The organism is Listeria valentina, assembly GCF_011800755.1.
Lineage (GTDB): Bacteria > Bacillota > Bacilli > Lactobacillales > Listeriaceae > Listeria > Listeria valentina.
The window spans coordinates 73,089-90,142 of record NZ_JAATJW010000006.1 but is presented as its reverse complement, the minus strand read 5'-3'; the positions used below and the strand labels follow the sequence as shown (position 1 = coordinate 90,142).

The following is a 17,054-nucleotide window of genomic DNA, read 5'->3' as shown; positions in this document are numbered from 1 at the left end:
GATTATTTACATCCCAGACTTTTTATTAACTATTAATTTAGTAAACTATCTTACATTTAAACCAAATAAAAGTCTTGCTAATTATTTCTGCAGGTCAACAATATGTTTTGCGAGTTCAATACCCGTTCCAGCAGCCACTCGTTCAGCCCATTCTGGCACGGCTTGATAGAAATTCCGCAAGTTGCGAATCTTAATATCTTCACGAACTGTCGCCCAGTCATCTACAATATTCTTCACAAGCGCGTCACGTTCCCCTTCCGAGTAGCGATTCCAAACTTCGCGCGCATGCACAAAATTATTTGGTTTTTCTGCTGCTAATCGACCTGAAACGTCCCCACGAATTTCTTGTTCTTGCTCAACAAATGCAGGATTTTCTTTCGGCTCGGAATCGTAGCTATTCGGCTCATAATTGATCGAGCTCGTTTGCTGCCCAATTGGCATATAGCCGTCACGCTGATTGTTCGCAACCGGCGCTTTTGGCTTATTAATCGGCAGTTGCAGATAGTTCGGTCCCACGCGGTGGCGCTGCGTGTCTGAATAAGAAAACAGGCGCCCTTGAAGCAAACGGTCTTCAGATGGGAGCATACCTCTTACAAGAACCCCGGGGTTGAAGCCTACCGATTCTGTTTCGGCAAAGACGTTCTCAGGATTGCGATTTAACGTCATTGTGCCCACAAGTTCGTATGGGAAAACATCTTCAAACCAATCTTTGGTTGCATCAAGTGGATTGAAATCGAATGTATCAAGGTCTTTTGGATCAAGCACTTGGACATATAAATCCCATTCTGGATAGTTCCCCGCTTCGATGGCTTCGTGCAAGTCCCGTGTGGCATGGTTGAATTCTTTTGCTTGAATCTGAGACGCTTGTTCAGTCGTCAAATTGACAATCCCAGCTTTTGGTTGCCAGCGTAGTTTCACATAGACCGTTTTTCCTGCCTCATTAATCCATTTAAAAGCATGTACGCTCGAACCACGCATCTCGCGGTAAGAAGCAGGCGTCCCTTCATCGCTAAAGAGATAAGTAAGCATCGTGACTGCTTCCGGTGTTAGGCTCATGAAGTCCCAGTAACGATTTGGATCTTGGATATTCGTCGCCGGATCTGGCTTGAGCGAATGAATCACGTCTGGAAATTTAATCGCATCACGAATGAAAAATACAGGCAAATTATTTCCAACAAAATCATAATTTCCTTCTTCGGTATAAAATTTGATCGAAAACCCACGTGGATCACGCAACGTCTCAGGAGAATGCTGTCCATGGATAACCGTAGAAAAACGCGCAAAAACTTCTGTTTCTTGTCCTTCTTCTTGTAAAAAGTGTGCCATCGTATATTTTTTCATGCTATTTTTGACTACAAACTTTCCGTGTGCCCCTGCTCCACGTGCATGGACCACTCGTTCCGGAACTCGTTCACGGTCAAAATGAGCTAACTTTTCAATCAACTGATAGTCTTCAAGAAGCGTTGGTCCCTTGAAACCTGCCGTCATCGAATTTTGATTATCTCCGATTGGCACGCCTTGATTCGTCGTCAAATTTTTCTTTTCGGTCAAATTGAATCCCTCCATCTTGTAAAATTATTCATTTAATTAAAATAATTATTAAATGATAGTTATTATGATAAAGAGTTTCTGACCTTGCTGCAACTAATTAGCTTATAATTTTTCACAAAAATTATACACGCAAAAAGACCTATCACAATCGACGTGATAGGTCTTTTCGTTTATTTTTCATTTGGAAGAATACTTTTTACTTTTCGTTCGAATTCTCGCCTTGGCAGCAACACACTGTGTCCACAACCTTCACATTTGATTCGAATATCCATTCCCATTCGAATGATCCGAAAACGATTGCTTCCACAAGGATGCGGTTTTTTCATTTCTACAATATCATTTAACTCAAATTTTTTGCTTTCCATTTCTATCCTCTTCACAAATTTTATTTAATCATCAAATTGTACATCTAAAATTTCTAAAATCCGATCCAAGTCATCATCTGATAAAAACTCAATTTCAATCTTGCCTTTTTTGTTCGTGCGTTTAATTGAAACCGCCGTTCCAAACTTATCTCGCAATTGATTTTCACTTTCACGAATAAAGACTGGCACTTTCTTTGGCTTCTTTGTTTCACGTGAAACATTCTCATTAACATCAGTCACAAGCTTTTCCAATTGCCGCACAGTGAGTTCCTCTTTGACTGTTTTTTTCGCGAGTGGAATAATATTTTTTTTCTGTTTCAAAGCAAGAAGTGCTCGAGCGTGTCCTGCTGATAGCTCTCCACTACGAATCATATCTTGAACTTCATCTGGCAGAGAAAGTAAACGAATAAAGTTTGCCACATAAGGACGACTTTTTCCGACACGTTCTGCAAGTTTAGCTTGGGTCAATTTCAAATTTTTCATTAAGAAATCATAGGATTCGGCTTCTTCAAGTGCAGATAGATCTTCCCGTTGCAAGTTTTCAATTACAGAAAGCTCCATCATTTCTTGGTCATTTAACTTTCTTACCACTGCAGGGATTTCTTTGAGGCCGGCTTGAACAGACGCACGGCATCTTCTTTCCCCTACCACAATTTCATAGCGATCCTTTTTCTCTCTTAAAATAACAGGCTGCAATACACCGTGAATTTTGATGGAATCTGTTAGTTCTTGAATGGCTTTCTTATCAAAGTTTTTCCTTGGTTGAAATGGGTTCGCATCCACTTTATCAAGCGCAATGCTTACAACAGTTTCTTCGTCTGTATCTACTGTGTTAAATAGTGCGTTGATTCCTTTTCCAAGTCCTTTAGCCATTTGCAATCACTTCCTTAGCTAATTCTAAATAAACTTCGGCCCCTTTTGATTTTGGATCATATAAAAGAATCGGTTTGCCATGGCTTGGTGCTTCACTCAATCGTACATTTCTAGGAATGATCGTATCAAATACTTTGTTTTGGAAGTATTTTTTAACTTCCTCAATAACTTGAATTCCAAGGTTTGTACGAGCATCAAGCATAGTTAAAAGCACGCCTTCAATTTGCAATTCAGAATTCAATTGTTTTTGTACGATTCGAATTGTATTTAAAAGCTGACTTAATCCTTCTAACGCATAATACTCACATTGAACAGGAATCAAAACAGAATCTGAAGCAGTCAACGCATTTAACGTCAGCAATCCAAGGGATGGCGGACAATCAATGATAATATAATCATACTCATCTTTTATCGTATCAATTGCTCGTTTTAAACGAAGTTCCCTCGAGATCGCTGGAACAAGCTCAACTTCAGCTCCAGCAAGCTGGATAGTAGCAGGAATAACATCTAGATTGTCTAGCTCAGTACGTTCGCGCACGTCTCTAAGTGGAACATCATCTACTAATACATTATAAATACAGTTTTCGATTTCTCCCTTATTGATACCAACACCACTAGAGGCATTTCCTTGAGGATCAATGTCTACTAGCAAGACCTTTTTTCCCAAAAAAGCTAAGCTAGAGCTAAGATTGACAGAAGATGTCGTCTTACCAACGCCGCCTTTTTGATTCGCAAGTGCAATAATTTTGGTCACTTTCTTCACCAGCCCTTATTAAGTTCCTGATCTCTCAGTTCTATAATTTCTATTCTACCAAAACTTTTCCATTCCGTCTCTTAAATTAGCTAAAATTTTATTTTTCAGCTCAAAAAATTGTTTCACGTGAAACAATTGGGTTTTCTATCTAACAAAAAAAGCCCACGTGTGTGGGCCTTTTTACTTACTTGTAGTCAAATGAAAGTTTAACCTCTAAAACTGCGCAGGTCTTTTGATACATGCGTAAAGTTAAATCTGGATCCCCTGCTTCAATGCGTTCAATAATCGTTGGCGACAAGTCAGATTTCAACGCCAAATCAAGTTGCGACCATTTTTTCTCAATTCGTTTCGCAAAAATGACTCGTGCAAGCATTGCTGAAACACTTTCCAGATAATGAACAATCCCTTCATTTTCATAGGCACGTTCTTTCAAGGATTCGAAGCTATAGGCTTCCTCGCCAATACTTAAATCAGCATTAGTTCGACTTAAGAAAATACGTTTTGCTTCTTCGCGATATGCGCCCATTTTGTCGGTAAATGGATTTTTATCTTTAAAATAGCCTTTAATAAAGCAATAATATGTTTCAGACTCTGAAAAAGCCGTAAAATAAATCAAGCGACAATTACGGTCCTTAAAGTGTAGTTTAAGTTCATGGAGCGGTTGATCGATCGTTGATTCAATACGCGTAGATTGAAGTGAATATGCCTGACTCTTCCCGATCGAAAGGTGTAGATCTGGTGCAATTTGTTTTCCTGTACTTAACCGTCTTGTTTCAGCATTTTCCAGATCAAATAGTCCCTGTAATAAAAGCGTTGCCATTAATGGCTGCTCTTCAATCAAATCGTGTATAAAATCGTAAGCTTGAAATTGATTTTCCTCGTCTCTAACAAAAATAATTTTAGCCATGAACTCCCTTACCTCCTCATCTTTTTCCTTCCACTTTAATTTTACTTCCTTTAGCTGATTTTTGCACCCGATAACCCTAAATGCAATAAAAAACAACCTTCCGAGGAAGATTGCTTGATTAGTTTGATTGTTGATCGAGTTGTTTGGCTTTTTTGTGCCATCCCATGATCTTTCGGATTAGCCAAAAAACATAGATGAAAGCAATGATATACATCAGATAACCAATTCCTGCAGTGATAATTGCTTGCGCGTTACTGATTTTCGCTGCAGGACTCGCAGACATTAGCGGATAGATGAAAAAAATGACCATGCGCTGAGGTTGTAGTCTTAAAATTGCTTCTGTAATTGATGTGACAAAAGAAGGCAAAATCATCGCAGAACAAGCGATCCCCACAATATGCCAAATAATTTGTAGTATTTTCACGTTCGATTCCCCTCTTACTTTTTATTTTTAGGAATTTGAATGGTGATTTCGAAAAATTCATCCGATTCCTGTTCATTAATGTTCAAATCCATTCCGCCTTTTTGCACCATCGAAACAGACTCTTTAATCGTATTTAAAGCAATTCGCGCATCTTTACTCACAAGCCGCAACTTTGCTTTCTTCTTTGGTTTTTCATCTTTTTTCATCAAAAGCTCACGAATTAGCTCATCCGTTTGCTTAACGTTCAAATGATTGTCCCGAATTTTATCTAAAACTTTCAGCTGTTCTTCTTCATTTTCAAGAGCTAGCAAAGACCTTGCATGGCGCTCAGAAATTTCTTTTGCAAGAACAGATTCTTGGATTCCCTTGGGCAGCTTGAGTAAACGCAGCTTATTGGCAACAGCAGATTGACTTTTCCCAACTTGTTTCGCTACTGCTTCTTGCGTCACACCGTTCATCTCAAGCAAACTTTGATAAGCCACAGCCTCTTCAATCGGCGTAAGCTGTTCTCTCTGCAAATTTTCAATCAACGCAAGCGCCGCCGACTCATCATCCGTAAATTCTTGAACGATCGCCGGAATAGTTTCCATTTCCAAATGAACAGCCGCACGATAACGTCTTTCCCCAGCAATGATTTCATAACGACTTTCTTCGCTGTTTTCCTCGATTTCACGGAGAACAATCGGCTGAATCAAGCCATGAATTTTGATCGTTTCAGCAAGTTCTTCAATTTTTTCTTGATCAAATACCGTTCTCGGCTGAAATTGATTGGGCATAATTTGATTTAACGGAATTTCCTCAACTCGTTGCGTTAAATCTTGCTCGACCAACTCGTCCGCTTTGTTTTTATCTTTTTTCCCAAAAAGTGAAAAAGCCATGGAGTATCGTCCCTTCTCAGTTTATCTCACAATAAAGTTTGTACTCTTCTTTTCATTTTAGCAGAAATAGCCAGGAAAAACATTACTCAATCGGTTGTTTATTTGGAAGTCCTGCTTTGCGCGGATATTTTTTCGGTGTTTCTTTCGCTTTTTTAATCACATAAATATTTCGTTCGCTGTTTTCAGCAGGAAGTTGAAAAGCAAAATGCTCCGTCACCTTCCCACCTAAAACTGCAATGGCTTTTTTGGCTGTTTCAAGCTCCTGCTCGGCTTGTTGCGCTTTCATTGCTAAAAATACACCATCTTTTTTAACGAGCGGCAAACAAAGCTCAGCCAGCACGCTCATTCTAGCAACAGCACGAGCGGTTACTAAAGAAAATTGTTCGCGGTGCGCTTTATTTTGACCAAAGCTCTCTGCTCGATCATGATAAAAATGAACATTTGTAAGTCCTAACTCATCTGCTAAATGATTTAAAAACGTGATCCGCTTGTTTAGAGAATCCACAATGCTGACTTCTAGATGCGGAAAACAAATTTTTAGCGGCAAACTCGGAAAGCCAGCGCCCGCTCCTACATCACAAACCGTATTAAAATCATTAAACGACACGTAAAAAGCTGCAGAAATCGAATCGTAGAAGTGCTTCAAATAGACTTCCTCTTTATCCGTAATTGCCGTTAAATTCATTTTTTCGTTCCATTCGACAAGCAATTCATAATACCGTTCAAATTGCTGCATTTGCGTTTCCGTTAGCAAGATTCCCGCTTCAGCAAGTTTCGCCTGAAATTGTTCTGGATTCACGTTTTTCCCTCACTTTACTTTTGCAATTTTTCCTTGTTCAATATAAACCAATAAAATGGAAATATCCGCTGGGTTAACACCGCTAATTCGGCTTGCTTGTGCGATCGACAGCGGTTCGATTTTCTTAAGTTTTTCAACAGCTTCCGTTGCCAAACCAAAAATCGCATCGTAATCAATATTTTCCGGAATTTTTTTGTCTTCCATTCGCTTCATTTTTTCAACTTGTAAATAAGCTTTTTCGATGTAGCCTTCATATTTAATTTGAATTTCCACTTGTTCCGCCACATCCCAAGACACAGATGTTTCACGTGGAACAATTTCTATGATCTTATCATACGTCATTTCTGGTCTACGTAAGAAGTCCGCCGCCAAGACACCATCTTTAAGTTCAGCTGAGCCTAATTCACGAAGCATTGCTTGCACTTGTTCTGTTGGCTTGATTCTCGTTGTTTCAAGGCGATGTTTTTCTTCTTCTACCGCCGCTTTTTTCGCTTGGAACCGCGCATAACGTTCATCGTTAATCAGTCCAATTTCATGACCAAGTTCAGTCAACCGCAAATCCGCATTATCATGACGCAAGAGGAGACGGTATTCAGCCCGCGAAGTTAAAAGGCGATAAGGTTCTTCCGTGCCTTTCGTTACGAGGTCATCAATGAGCACGCCAATATAAGCTTGGTCGCGACCTAAAATGACAGGCTCCTTCTCTTGAATTTTGCGACAAGCATTAATCCCGGCCATTAAACCTTGTCCCGCCGCTTCTTCGTAACCGCTTGTTCCATTAATTTGCCCAGCAGTAAAGAGCCCTGGAACTAATTTGGTTTCAAGAGACGGCCACAGTTGATCCGGCATCACTGCATCATACTCAATTGCATAGCCAACTCGCATCATTTCAACATTTTCAAGTCCAGGAATCGTCCGAAGCATTTTTTCTTGCACATCTTCAGGCAGACTCGTAGAAAGTCCTTGCACATAAACTTCTTCCGTGTTGCGACCTTCAGGCTCCAAGAAAATTTGGTGCCGCGGTTTATCACTAAAGCGAACAATTTTATCTTCGATAGACGGGCAATAACGCGCGCCCGTTCCTTTTTTCGTGGCTGTAAACATTGGTGAGCGCGACAAGTTGGCATGAATAATTTCATGTGTGTGCTCGTTCGTATAAGTTAACCAACATGGCAGTTGGCTAAGTAACATTTCAGTCGTTTCATAGCTAAACGCACGCGGGTTTTCATCACCTGGTTGAATCTCCGTTTCATCATAATTAATGGAACTAGATTTAACACGTGGCGGTGTCCCCGTTTTAAAGCGACGCAAAATAAAGCCCAATTCTTCCAAGTGCTCTGAAAGTTTGATTGATGGTTGTTGATTGTTTGGACCGCTTGAATAACGCAAATCTCCAACAATGATTTCACCGCGAGAAAATGTTCCCGTCGTTAAAACAACTGCATCTGCTGTGTATTTCGCGCCACTATTTGTAATCACGCCACGACAGATACCATCTTCTATGACTAGATGGTCAACTAAGCCTTGTTTAAGGGTAATATTTTCTTCTTTTTCAATCGTATGTTTCATTTCATGCTGATAGTCCCATTTATCCGATTGCGCACGTAAAGCGCGCACGGCAGGCCCTTTACCAGTATTTAACATCCGCATTTGCACATACGTTTTATCTGTATTTCGTCCCATTTCGCCGCCGAGCGCATCAATTTCACGCACAACAACGCCTTTTGCTGGGCCGCCAACTGACGGGTTGCAAGGCATGAATGCGACCATATCTAAATTGATCGTTAACATAAGTGTCTTAGCACCCATCCGGCCGCTTGCAAGACCTGCTTCAACGCCCGCATGGCCAGCACCTACAACGATCACATCATAATGACCAGCTTCATAAATTTGCATTTTTTCCTTCCATCTCCTTTATTTACCTAGACAAAACTGATTAAATAGTTGATCTAAGAGTTCATCCTGAACAGAATCCCCCGTAATTTCACCGAGTAAATCCCACGCTCTTGTCATATCAATTTGCACAATATCAACCGGCATTCCAGCTTCAACACCTTCAATTACCGCATCGAGCGCACTCGCAGCTTGATGAAGAAGCGCAATATGCCGCGTATTCGAAACATAAGTTGCATCCCCTGCATCAATTTCCCCAGTAAAGAACAACTTTTTAATCGCTTCTTCGAGTTCTATGATGCCAAGATCTGTGAGCATCGACGTCTCAACAACAGGATTAGTGCCCGCAAGCGCCTGCACCTGAGCAATATCTATTTCTCGCTTTAAGTCCGTTTTATTCAACACTACAACATAGCGATGATTTCGCGCCGCTTCAAACAACGCTCGATCTTCCTCTGTCAGTGGTTCATTTTGATTTAATACAAGTAAAATAAAATCCGCATCCTGTAGCGCTTTTCTTGATCTTTCTACTCCGATTTTTTCAACGATATCTTCCGTTTCACGAATACCAGCCGTATCAATCAAACGAAGCGGTACCCCGCGCACATTGACATATTCTTCAATAATATCACGTGTCGTTCCCGCAATATCCGTCACGATCGCTTTTTCTTCTTGAATAAGCTGATTAAGCAGTGAAGACTTCCCTACATTCGGTCGACCAATTATGGCTGTAGCGAGCCCATCCCGTAAGATTTTCCCCTGCTGAGCCGTTTCAAGCAGCTGTGCAACAGATGCCTTTACAAGAAGCGTTTTTTCAACGAGCATCTTCTGCGTCATTTCCTCAACATCGTCGTATTCCGGGTAATCAATATTAACCTCAACTTGCGCGAGCGCGTCCAAAATTTCCTGCCGCAAATTCCGAATTAACCGCGACAAATTGCCGTCCATTTGCTTCAGCGCAACCCCCATCGCCCGATCCGTTTTCGCACGAATCAAGTCCATGACCGCTTCTGCCTGTGACAAGTCAATTCTTCCGTTTAAAAAGGCGCGCTTAGTGAATTCTCCAGGTTCAGCAAGCCGGGCGCCGCTTCTTAATAGCAATTGTAAAACCCGGTTAACTGCAACAATTCCGCCGTGACAATTAATCTCAACGACGTCTTCTCTCGTAAACGTTCGTGGTGCTCGCATCACAGAAGTCATAACCTCTTCGATTGCTTCACCATTTTCCTTTATATGTCCATAATGGATCGTGTGACTATCCGCGTCCGCCAAGCGATTTTTGGCATAAAAAATACGATCCGCTATCTGAATCGCTTCATCGCCGCTTAATCGAATAATAGCAATGGCTCCTTCGCCGGGCGGTGTTGAGATAGCAGCAATAGTATCCAAATCCATTCTTCTCCCACCTTTCTTCTATAAGCCAAATAAGCTCGGGCTAAAAGTGTCCGAATAAATTCCTTGCGACTACACAACCATACACTCTGCTTTGACCAAAGCTCAAGTCATTCATCAGCATTATTTAATTATCCACAATTGATATGTTCTATTTTAACTTATTCACATGTGGATAACAACCGTTTTTTATTTTATCCACAAAAAAAGTACGCCTCTTCTTCCGAGGCGCACCTTTTCATTTTGTTTCCAATTGATGGACAAACAAGCCACTCAAAAGCTTCGGCTCAAACCAAGTCGATTTAGGCGGCATAATTTGATTAGCATCCGCAACCCCAAGCAAATCTTCCATTTGTGGCGGATACATCGCAAACGCCACATTAAATTTCCCGCTATCCACAAGCGTCTTTAACTCGTCCAGTCCGCGAATACCACCTACAAAATCAATTCGATCATCCCGGCGCACATCCTCGATTCCAAATATCGGCGCGAGCACCTGATCCTGAAGGATGGACACATCAAGGCCGCCAATCACATCATCCGGGATGACCTCTTGTTTAGCTTCAAGGCCATACCAAGCGCCATCCAGATACATCCCAAATTGATGCTTCTCTTGCGGCTTGAATGCCTCCTGCTGCGCTGGCGTCATATCAAATGCAGCCTTCACTTTTGCCAAGAAATCATCGGGAAGCGGCGCCCGAATCACGCGGTTGTAATCCAAAATGGAAAGCTCCTCCGCCGGAAATAGCACCGAAAGGAAAAAATTAAATTCAGCATCCGGATGGGCCTCCCGGCGTTTCAAGCCCACTTTGACGGCTGATTCCGTGCGGTGATGCCCATCGGCAATATAAAGTGCTGGCACGGCTTCAAAAGTCTGGTCAATTTGTTCCGCCAAGTCCGCATCCAGAATTTGCCACACGCGATGCTCTACATCATAAAAACTCGCAAAATCATATAATGGCTCATTTTGTTTGGCATAGCGATGTAGCGCTTCAGTCAAATTGGGCTTGCCCCGATAAGTAAGAAAAATGGGACTTGTATTCGCATCGCAAGCATCAATATGGCGAATCCGGTCGCGTTCTTTTTCTTCACGGGTAAACTCATGCTTCTTGATGATCCCATCCGCGTAGTCCTGTATCGACGTCACGGCTGCTAGACCAAGTTGGGACTTGCCTCCAACTGTTAATTCATACAAATAGTAAGAATCCTGCTCCTCCTTTTCTAGCCAACCGCTTTTTAAAAAGGTTTTGAGGTTTTCATTTGCTTTTTGATAGACTTCTTCAGCGTATGGCGAAAGGTTTTCATCCAAATCAATTTCTGCTTTGTCGATATGCAAGAAGGAGTAAGGATTTCCCTTGCCGATTTCTCGCGCTTCTTCGCTATTTAAAACATCATAGGGAAGCGATGCGACTTGGTCCGCTAAATCTTGCCTGGGTCGAACGGCTTTAAATGGTCTCACTTTTACCAACTTTCTTCCTCCTTTATCATGTTGATATTTCCCGGGAAATAGTTCAGGAAACGGTGACTCCGATTGGTTCAATGACTCGAACGCGAAGCACTCCTTCAATTTTCTCTAAGTCTTCTTTGATTCGTTCCAAATTCACGGCTTCGTTTTGTTCTAAATCGAGCAGCGTATACGCGTAACCTTCGAGGCTTCGGTTTGTAAGGTCGAGAATGTTTATTTGATGGCTCGCGACAATCGTTGAGACTTGTCCTACCATGTTGGGAATATTGTGGTGGCAAACGCCGATTCGTGGATGGCCATTGTAAGGCATTTCCACATTTGGATAGTTCACCGAGTTTTTGATGCTTCCCGTTTCGAGATACGATTGTAGTTCTCGCGCCGCCATGATGGAGCAATTGATTTCTGCTTCGGCGGTTGAGGCGCCTAGATGTGGCAATACGCGGACGTGTTCATTTTCAAGCAACGCGTTTGTAGCAAAATCGGTCAAATAAAGACGCAATCTTTGATGATCCAAGGCATCCAAAATTGCCGTTTCATCCACCAATTCACCTCGAGAAAAGTTCAATAATACTGCATCTGAACGAAGCAACATCAATGTTTCCGCATTAAACATTTGGTTTGTGTTTTCTCGAAGCGGAACATGAACGCTGATGTAATCGCACGTTGTTAAAATTTCTTCGAGTTCCGTCGCGCGCTTCACTTCTCGCGAAATCTTCCAAGCGGTATCCACGGATATGTAAGGGTCGAAACCCATCACTTCCATCCCAAGAGCAGCCGCGTCATTCGCAACAAGCGCACCAATTGATCCAAGCCCAATGATTCCCAGTTTCTTGCCAGCTAATTCGGTTCCAGAAAATGCTTTTTTTCCTGCCTCCACTTTTGCGGTCAGATTTTCACCTTCGAGTTCGCGAACCCACGTGCAGCCTTCAATGATCGGGCGAGCTGCCATGAACAAACTTGCAAGCACCAGCTCTTTCACGGCATTGGCGTTTGCTCCTGGCGTATTAAATACGACGATGCCTTGCTCCGAACAGCGTTCAAGCGGAATGTTATTCACACCGGCACCTGCTCGCGCCACAGCTTTTAATGAACTTGGAAACTCAAAATCTTGCAAGCTATAACTGCGCAGCAATAAACCATCTGGATCGACATTTTGATCCACACTGTACTTCTCGTGATGGAAGGTTGCAAGTCCTTCTTCTGCAATGGCGTTTAGCGTTTCAATCTTAAACATAAATTTTTCCCCCTTTATATTTAACAGCGAAACCCTCCATAAAATGAACAAATTCTTCGACACCAAGAATTGGGAAGGCATTGTATAAACTAGCTCGCATACCGCCGACCGAGCGATGCCCCTTCAAATTGATGAAGCCTTCTCCCTCCGCTTCTTGCAGAAAGAGTTGGTCTAGCTGTTCATTACCGGTTTGAAAAGGAATGTTCGTGAGTGAACGGAATGCGGGTTCTACGGAAGAACTAAACATCTTAGACTGATCTAAGTAAGCATACAAAAGGGCGGCTTTTTCGCGGTTTCGTCGTTCCATTTCAGCCACGCCGCCTTCTTTTTTTATCCATTCTAAAACAAGCTTTGCAACATAAATAGCAAAGGTTGGTGGTGTATTATAAAGCGAATCATTTTTCGCTTGTACGGCATAATCGAGCATTGCAGGCAAGTCAGGCACTTGGCCGATCAAATCTTCCCGCACAATCACTATCGTAAGTCCTGCTGGGCCAATGTTTTTTTGTGCCCCCGCATAAATCAATCCAAAATCTTCGACTCGGTAATCGTTTGATAAGATGTTAGAAGACATATCTGCGACAAGTGGGATTTTAGTTTGCGGAATATCGAAGTAAGCTGTTCCTTCGATGGTATTATTCGTTGTGATATGTATGTAAGATGCGTCTTGTGGCGCTTCTGGAATTTCTGGAATGTAATGGAAATTGCGATCCTCGGAAGAAGCAATAACAATGGGTTCTGCCACTTTTTTTGCTTCTTGGATGGCTTTTTTTGACCAAGAACCAGTGTTTACAAATGCAGCTTTTTGATGGAGCGCTAGATTAAGTGGAACCATCGTGAACTGTAAGCTTGCTCCACCTTGTAGAAATAAGACTTTATAGTGATCTGGGATGCCCATTAATTCGCGGAGTAACTTTTCCGCTTCGCTAATAATTTCTTCGAACAGCGTCGATCTATGGCTGAGTTCCATAACTGACATTCCCGATCCTTGATAGGAAAGCATTTCTTCTTGTACTTGTTTTAAAACAGGTTGTGGTAACACAGCTGGACCCGCTGAAAAATTATAGACTTGTTTCATTCCCCGCTCGCTCCCATCCATTCTTATTTGGTAAACTGACATTTTTCACTTGTGCACCAAGACACAATTTTTAGAATAAATAAAAAATCACATGCTTTTCGTATATTATAACAGATGCCACTTAAATTTAAAGAAAAACCCTTCATAAAAAAACAAGTGCCTTTATGAAAAAGGCACTTGCTCATTAATTATTTAGTTTTTCTAAATGCGAAAAAGTAAATCACAAGAAAAACAAGTAACGCTAAAATAGCGGAACGATACATGATCGCATAGTTGCTATAAGTAGCGACAATACTAAGCCCAAAACTTCCGATCGCCATTCCTATATCCATGCCAGATAAAAAGGTTCCATTTGCGGCTCCTTTATTTTCTGGAGCAGCTCGGTCCACGGTAAGTGCTTGTAAGGCAGGTTGTGTCATTCCGTATCCTAAACCAAATGCTAGCGCTGCTAGAAATAGCATCCAAGCGCCTGTAGCGAAGGAAAGCAATAAAATACCCAGTATCATAGCACAGACACCAGGAACGACGACAACGAAATGACCTTTCGTATCGTATAATCGGCCGGCAAACAGACGGCTTAAAAGTATGGTAATCGCTTGTCCTAAAAAATAAATCCATGTGTTTTCGACATGTATTTCTGTGCCGTATACCATCATAAACGTTTGAATCCCACCAAGTGGAATAGCCATCAATAAACATAAAAAAGCCGGCAATAGAGCCGTTTTCTCGAAAAGCTTCATTTTTCCGCTTTTCTTCACTTTTTCTTGCTTAATTCGAACTTGTGAAAGCAGCAAGAACGTCGCAACTAAAATGACTAAGGCAAAGGTGATCAATGTGTTGAATGAAAAATAATTCATAATCAAAATCGCGACAACGGGTGCAAGCGACATGCCAAGTGCCGTCGTTAATCCATAAAAACCAATGCCTTCACCCGTTCGATTGGGCGGAACAATTGCTGAAACCCCGGTGGCAATGGAAGTCGTACTGATTCCCCAGCCAGCTCCTTGAACGAAGCGAACCGCAAGCAGTGCTAGTACAACTGTTGAAACATAGAAACTAGCCGTTGTTGCAATTAAAATCAGAAAGCCAATTAAAATGAGCACCTTAGAACCAAATCGGTCATTCCAACTTCCTGAAATAGAACGCATCAGAAGCGCCACAACGGAGAAAACACCTACCGCGAGGCTTGCTTCAACTTGGGAACCTCCCAGTTTAATAATTTGTGTCGGTAGCGTTGGCATGAACACCATGAAGCCAACATATAGAAAAATACTTCCGATCAGTAAAAAAACGTAGTCCTTCGTCCATAATTTTGTTTTACTTTCCAAAAAATCCCTTCTTACTCAATATTATTCTCGATTTGGTTTAACAAAGTAGCAAAAGTTTGCAAATCTTGTTCTGAAAAACCGGCAAACATATTCTTGCAAGCCTCTTCTACAGTTTCCTGCAAAATACGAGTTAGCTCGCTTCCTTTGTCACTTAGACTCAACAAGGTTTTTCGTCGATCCACTGCATCTGTTTCACGAATTACCAAATTTTTGCGCTGTAACACGTCAATAATTCGGTTAACTGTCGGCGTATCTTTTTCCGAGAGCTCCGCTAATTCTCTTTGCGAAATTGGCGCTTTCTGGTGGATAATGTTTAAGATTGTCCACTGTTCCGGTGTGACTTGCAGATCAGCTAAACTTCTTGAAAGAAACAAGTGCATTTTTTTCGCGATTTTTGTTGTTTGAAAGGAAAATTCATCAAACTTTTGCCTCATTATTTCACCACATCTCAATTAATTGTTATGACAATAATTGTCACAACAATCATATAACATAATTTAAAAAAAGTCAAAAAGCCAGATAACGGCTGGAAATCTGCCGTTATCTGGCTTTTAAAGTAGTTCAATATTGATAATCTCATCAAATTGAACAAAATAAATTTGACCGAATATATCTCGAAAAAGAATTTCTTGTGTTTTTGTATCCATTTGAAATGGTACAAGGTCCATTTCACGAACAATACCACGTCCTACGAAAGCTTCCGAATCCTCAAAAGATGCCAACTCTAGTTTTGCCACATTTGCTTCTTCAAAAAAGTTTAAACGCACTAACCACTCCCGCTTAATCGCATCAGACAATGTGATATAAAAGCTTTCCTGTTCAATAGGATCCACTTGCGGTTTTTCAATAAGAACGGCTGGATTAGTTATTTCTACTTGTTTATTTAAAGATATAGCATAAACCATTGTGATCACCTCTTTCTATCTCTATTATACGAACAAACGTTCTTATTTGCAACTATTTTCTTTTTAAAATTTTTCACTTAGAAGATCAATAGGTTTAGCGCTTACATAAAAACAAAAGCTTGCAATCATAAAAATTAGTCGCTATACTAAAGTAAGTAAATAACATTTGAAAAGAGGTATTCCTATGTCAAACACATTTTTAAAAACTATTAAATCGCGCCGTTCAATCTATGCGCTAGATAAAAACGTATCATTATCACAAGATGAAATTGAAGAAATCATTAAAGAAGCCGTAAAACACAGCCCTTCTTCTTTCAACTCACAAACTTCACGAGCTGTCATTTTGTTCGGCGAAAATCATGATAAACTTTGGAATATCGTAGAAGATACACTTCGCAAGATTGTTCCAGCTGAAAATTTTGCTTCTACTGAAGAAAAAATTGCTTCTTTCCGTGCTGGTTACGGAACCGTTCTATTTTTCGAAGATACCGATGTAATCAAAGGCTATCAAAAAGATTTCGCACTTTATGCTGAAAACTTCCCAATTTGGTCCGAACAAGCAACTGGTATTGCGCAACACTCTGTTTGGGTAGCTCTTTCAGAAGCTGGAATTGGTGCTTCCTTGCAACATTACAATCCACTTATTGATGACGCTGTGAAAGCAGCATGGAATCTACCAGAAAGCTGGAACTTGCGTGCACAAATGCCATTTGGTAATATCGCTGCTGAGCCTGGCGAAAAAGAATTCATGGCAGACGAAGATCGCTTCCGCGTTTTTAAATAAATAAGTAAAAAAAGCCTTAACTGACGAGCCCTTTTTGAAAGGCACAGCAGTTAAGGCTTTTTTATTTCGCAATTAAAGTTTCTACACGTTTGGAAAGTTCATCACAACTCATCTTTCCCGTTATCATCCCTCTCACTTCACCATCTACGATCACAAACGAGTTGGGGATTCCTTTTACTTTAAACCGATCAGCAATTTTTCTTTGCTTATCTACGTTGACTTTGACAACTTGGATACCTCTATTTTCTATCTCTGCATATTGATCCAAGGTTGACCAAAAACAGCGACACGGCGCACACCACTCTGCCCAGAAGTTCAGTAAAATCTTTGGATGACTGGCAATAATCTGATCAAAGTCGTCTTCTTTCGCATGTATAATCGCCATACTTCTCACCTCTCGATTCAGATTATGCCATTCCATCTG

18 protein-coding genes are annotated in these 17,054 nt (G+C 41.2%); 1 reads left to right on the top strand and 17 read right to left on the bottom strand.

Annotation, left to right across the window (positions count from 1 at the left end):
• Positions 1-81: 81 nt before the first annotated feature.
• The 16 genes from HCK02_RS03090 to HCK02_RS03015 form a co-directional block, all read right to left on the bottom strand.
• Complete coding sequence (locus HCK02_RS03090; protein WP_167628668.1) at positions 82-1,551, bottom strand: catalase; 1,470 nt, start codon at positions 1,549-1,551, stop codon at positions 82-84.
• Between the two features lie 170 nt (positions 1,552-1,721).
• Entirely contained in the window at positions 1,722-1,922 is a 201-nt protein-coding gene (locus tag HCK02_RS03085; RefSeq protein WP_167628672.1) for a DUF951 domain-containing protein, read from the bottom strand.
• An 18-nt stretch (positions 1,923-1,940) separates the two neighbouring features.
• Complete coding sequence (locus tag HCK02_RS03080) at positions 1,941-2,789, bottom strand: ParB/RepB/Spo0J family partition protein (RefSeq protein WP_167628667.1); 849 nt, start codon at positions 2,787-2,789, stop codon at positions 1,941-1,943.
• Positions 2,782-3,543, bottom strand: a complete 762-nt coding sequence (locus HCK02_RS03075; RefSeq protein WP_167628666.1) for a ParA family protein — start codon at positions 3,541-3,543, stop codon at positions 2,782-2,784. The genes HCK02_RS03080 and HCK02_RS03075 overlap by 8 nt, the downstream gene beginning before the upstream one ends.
• Positions 3,544-3,727: 184 nt before the next feature.
• Positions 3,728-4,450, bottom strand: coding sequence for a helix-turn-helix domain-containing protein (locus tag HCK02_RS03070; protein ID WP_167628665.1), 723 nt, complete (start codon positions 4,448-4,450; stop codon positions 3,728-3,730).
• A gap of 118 nt (positions 4,451-4,568) precedes the next feature.
• Positions 4,569-4,874 (bottom strand): hypothetical protein, encoded by a 306-nt coding sequence (locus HCK02_RS03065; RefSeq protein ID WP_167628664.1) that lies wholly within the window; start codon positions 4,872-4,874, stop codon positions 4,569-4,571.
• A 14-nt stretch (positions 4,875-4,888) separates the two neighbouring features.
• Positions 4,889-5,752 (bottom strand): nucleoid occlusion protein, encoded by an 864-nt coding sequence (noc, locus tag HCK02_RS03060; RefSeq protein WP_167628663.1) that lies wholly within the window; start codon positions 5,750-5,752, stop codon positions 4,889-4,891.
• Positions 5,753-5,834: 82 nt separating this feature from the next.
• Entirely contained in the window at positions 5,835-6,551 is a 717-nt protein-coding gene (rsmG, locus tag HCK02_RS03055) for a 16S rRNA (guanine(527)-N(7))-methyltransferase RsmG (RefSeq protein ID WP_115753533.1), read from the bottom strand.
• Between the two features lie 9 nt (positions 6,552-6,560).
• A complete protein-coding gene (gene mnmG, locus HCK02_RS03050; RefSeq protein WP_167628662.1) occupies positions 6,561-8,447 on the bottom strand; it encodes a tRNA uridine-5-carboxymethylaminomethyl(34) synthesis enzyme MnmG in 1,887 nt (628 codons plus the stop codon).
• A gap of 18 nt (positions 8,448-8,465) precedes the next feature.
• A complete protein-coding gene (gene mnmE / locus HCK02_RS03045) occupies positions 8,466-9,839 on the bottom strand; it encodes a tRNA uridine-5-carboxymethylaminomethyl(34) synthesis GTPase MnmE (protein WP_167628661.1) in 1,374 nt (457 codons plus the stop codon).
• A gap of 235 nt (positions 9,840-10,074) precedes the next feature.
• A complete protein-coding gene (locus HCK02_RS03040; RefSeq protein ID WP_167628660.1) occupies positions 10,075-11,304 on the bottom strand; it encodes a DUF1015 domain-containing protein in 1,230 nt (409 codons plus the stop codon).
• Between the two features lie 43 nt (positions 11,305-11,347).
• Positions 11,348-12,535, bottom strand: a complete 1,188-nt coding sequence (locus HCK02_RS03035; protein WP_167628659.1) for a phosphoglycerate dehydrogenase — start codon at positions 12,533-12,535, stop codon at positions 11,348-11,350.
• Positions 12,528-13,613, bottom strand: a complete 1,086-nt coding sequence (gene serC / locus HCK02_RS03030; RefSeq protein ID WP_167628658.1) for a 3-phosphoserine/phosphohydroxythreonine transaminase — start codon at positions 13,611-13,613, stop codon at positions 12,528-12,530. Before serC ends, HCK02_RS03035 begins: the two co-directional genes overlap by 8 nt.
• A 188-nt stretch (positions 13,614-13,801) precedes the next feature.
• Entirely contained in the window at positions 13,802-14,941 is a 1,140-nt protein-coding gene (locus HCK02_RS03025) for an MFS transporter (protein WP_167628657.1), read from the bottom strand.
• An 11-nt stretch (positions 14,942-14,952) separates the two neighbouring features.
• Positions 14,953-15,375, bottom strand: a complete 423-nt coding sequence (locus HCK02_RS03020) for a MarR family winged helix-turn-helix transcriptional regulator (protein ID WP_167628656.1) — start codon at positions 15,373-15,375, stop codon at positions 14,953-14,955.
• Between the two features lie 117 nt (positions 15,376-15,492).
• A complete protein-coding gene (locus HCK02_RS03015) occupies positions 15,493-15,846 on the bottom strand; it encodes a hypothetical protein (RefSeq protein ID WP_115753541.1) in 354 nt (117 codons plus the stop codon).
• A gap of 184 nt (positions 15,847-16,030) precedes the next feature.
• Between HCK02_RS03015 and HCK02_RS03010 the strand changes: the two genes are divergently transcribed.
• Complete coding sequence (locus HCK02_RS03010) at positions 16,031-16,630, top strand: nitroreductase family protein (protein ID WP_167628655.1); 600 nt, start codon at positions 16,031-16,033, stop codon at positions 16,628-16,630.
• Positions 16,631-16,691: 61 nt separating this feature from the next.
• Here HCK02_RS03010 and HCK02_RS03005 read toward each other — a convergent pair whose 3' ends face one another.
• Positions 16,692-17,015, bottom strand: coding sequence for a thioredoxin family protein (locus HCK02_RS03005; RefSeq protein WP_167628654.1), 324 nt, complete (start codon positions 17,013-17,015; stop codon positions 16,692-16,694).
• Positions 17,016-17,054: the final 39 nt, after the last annotated feature.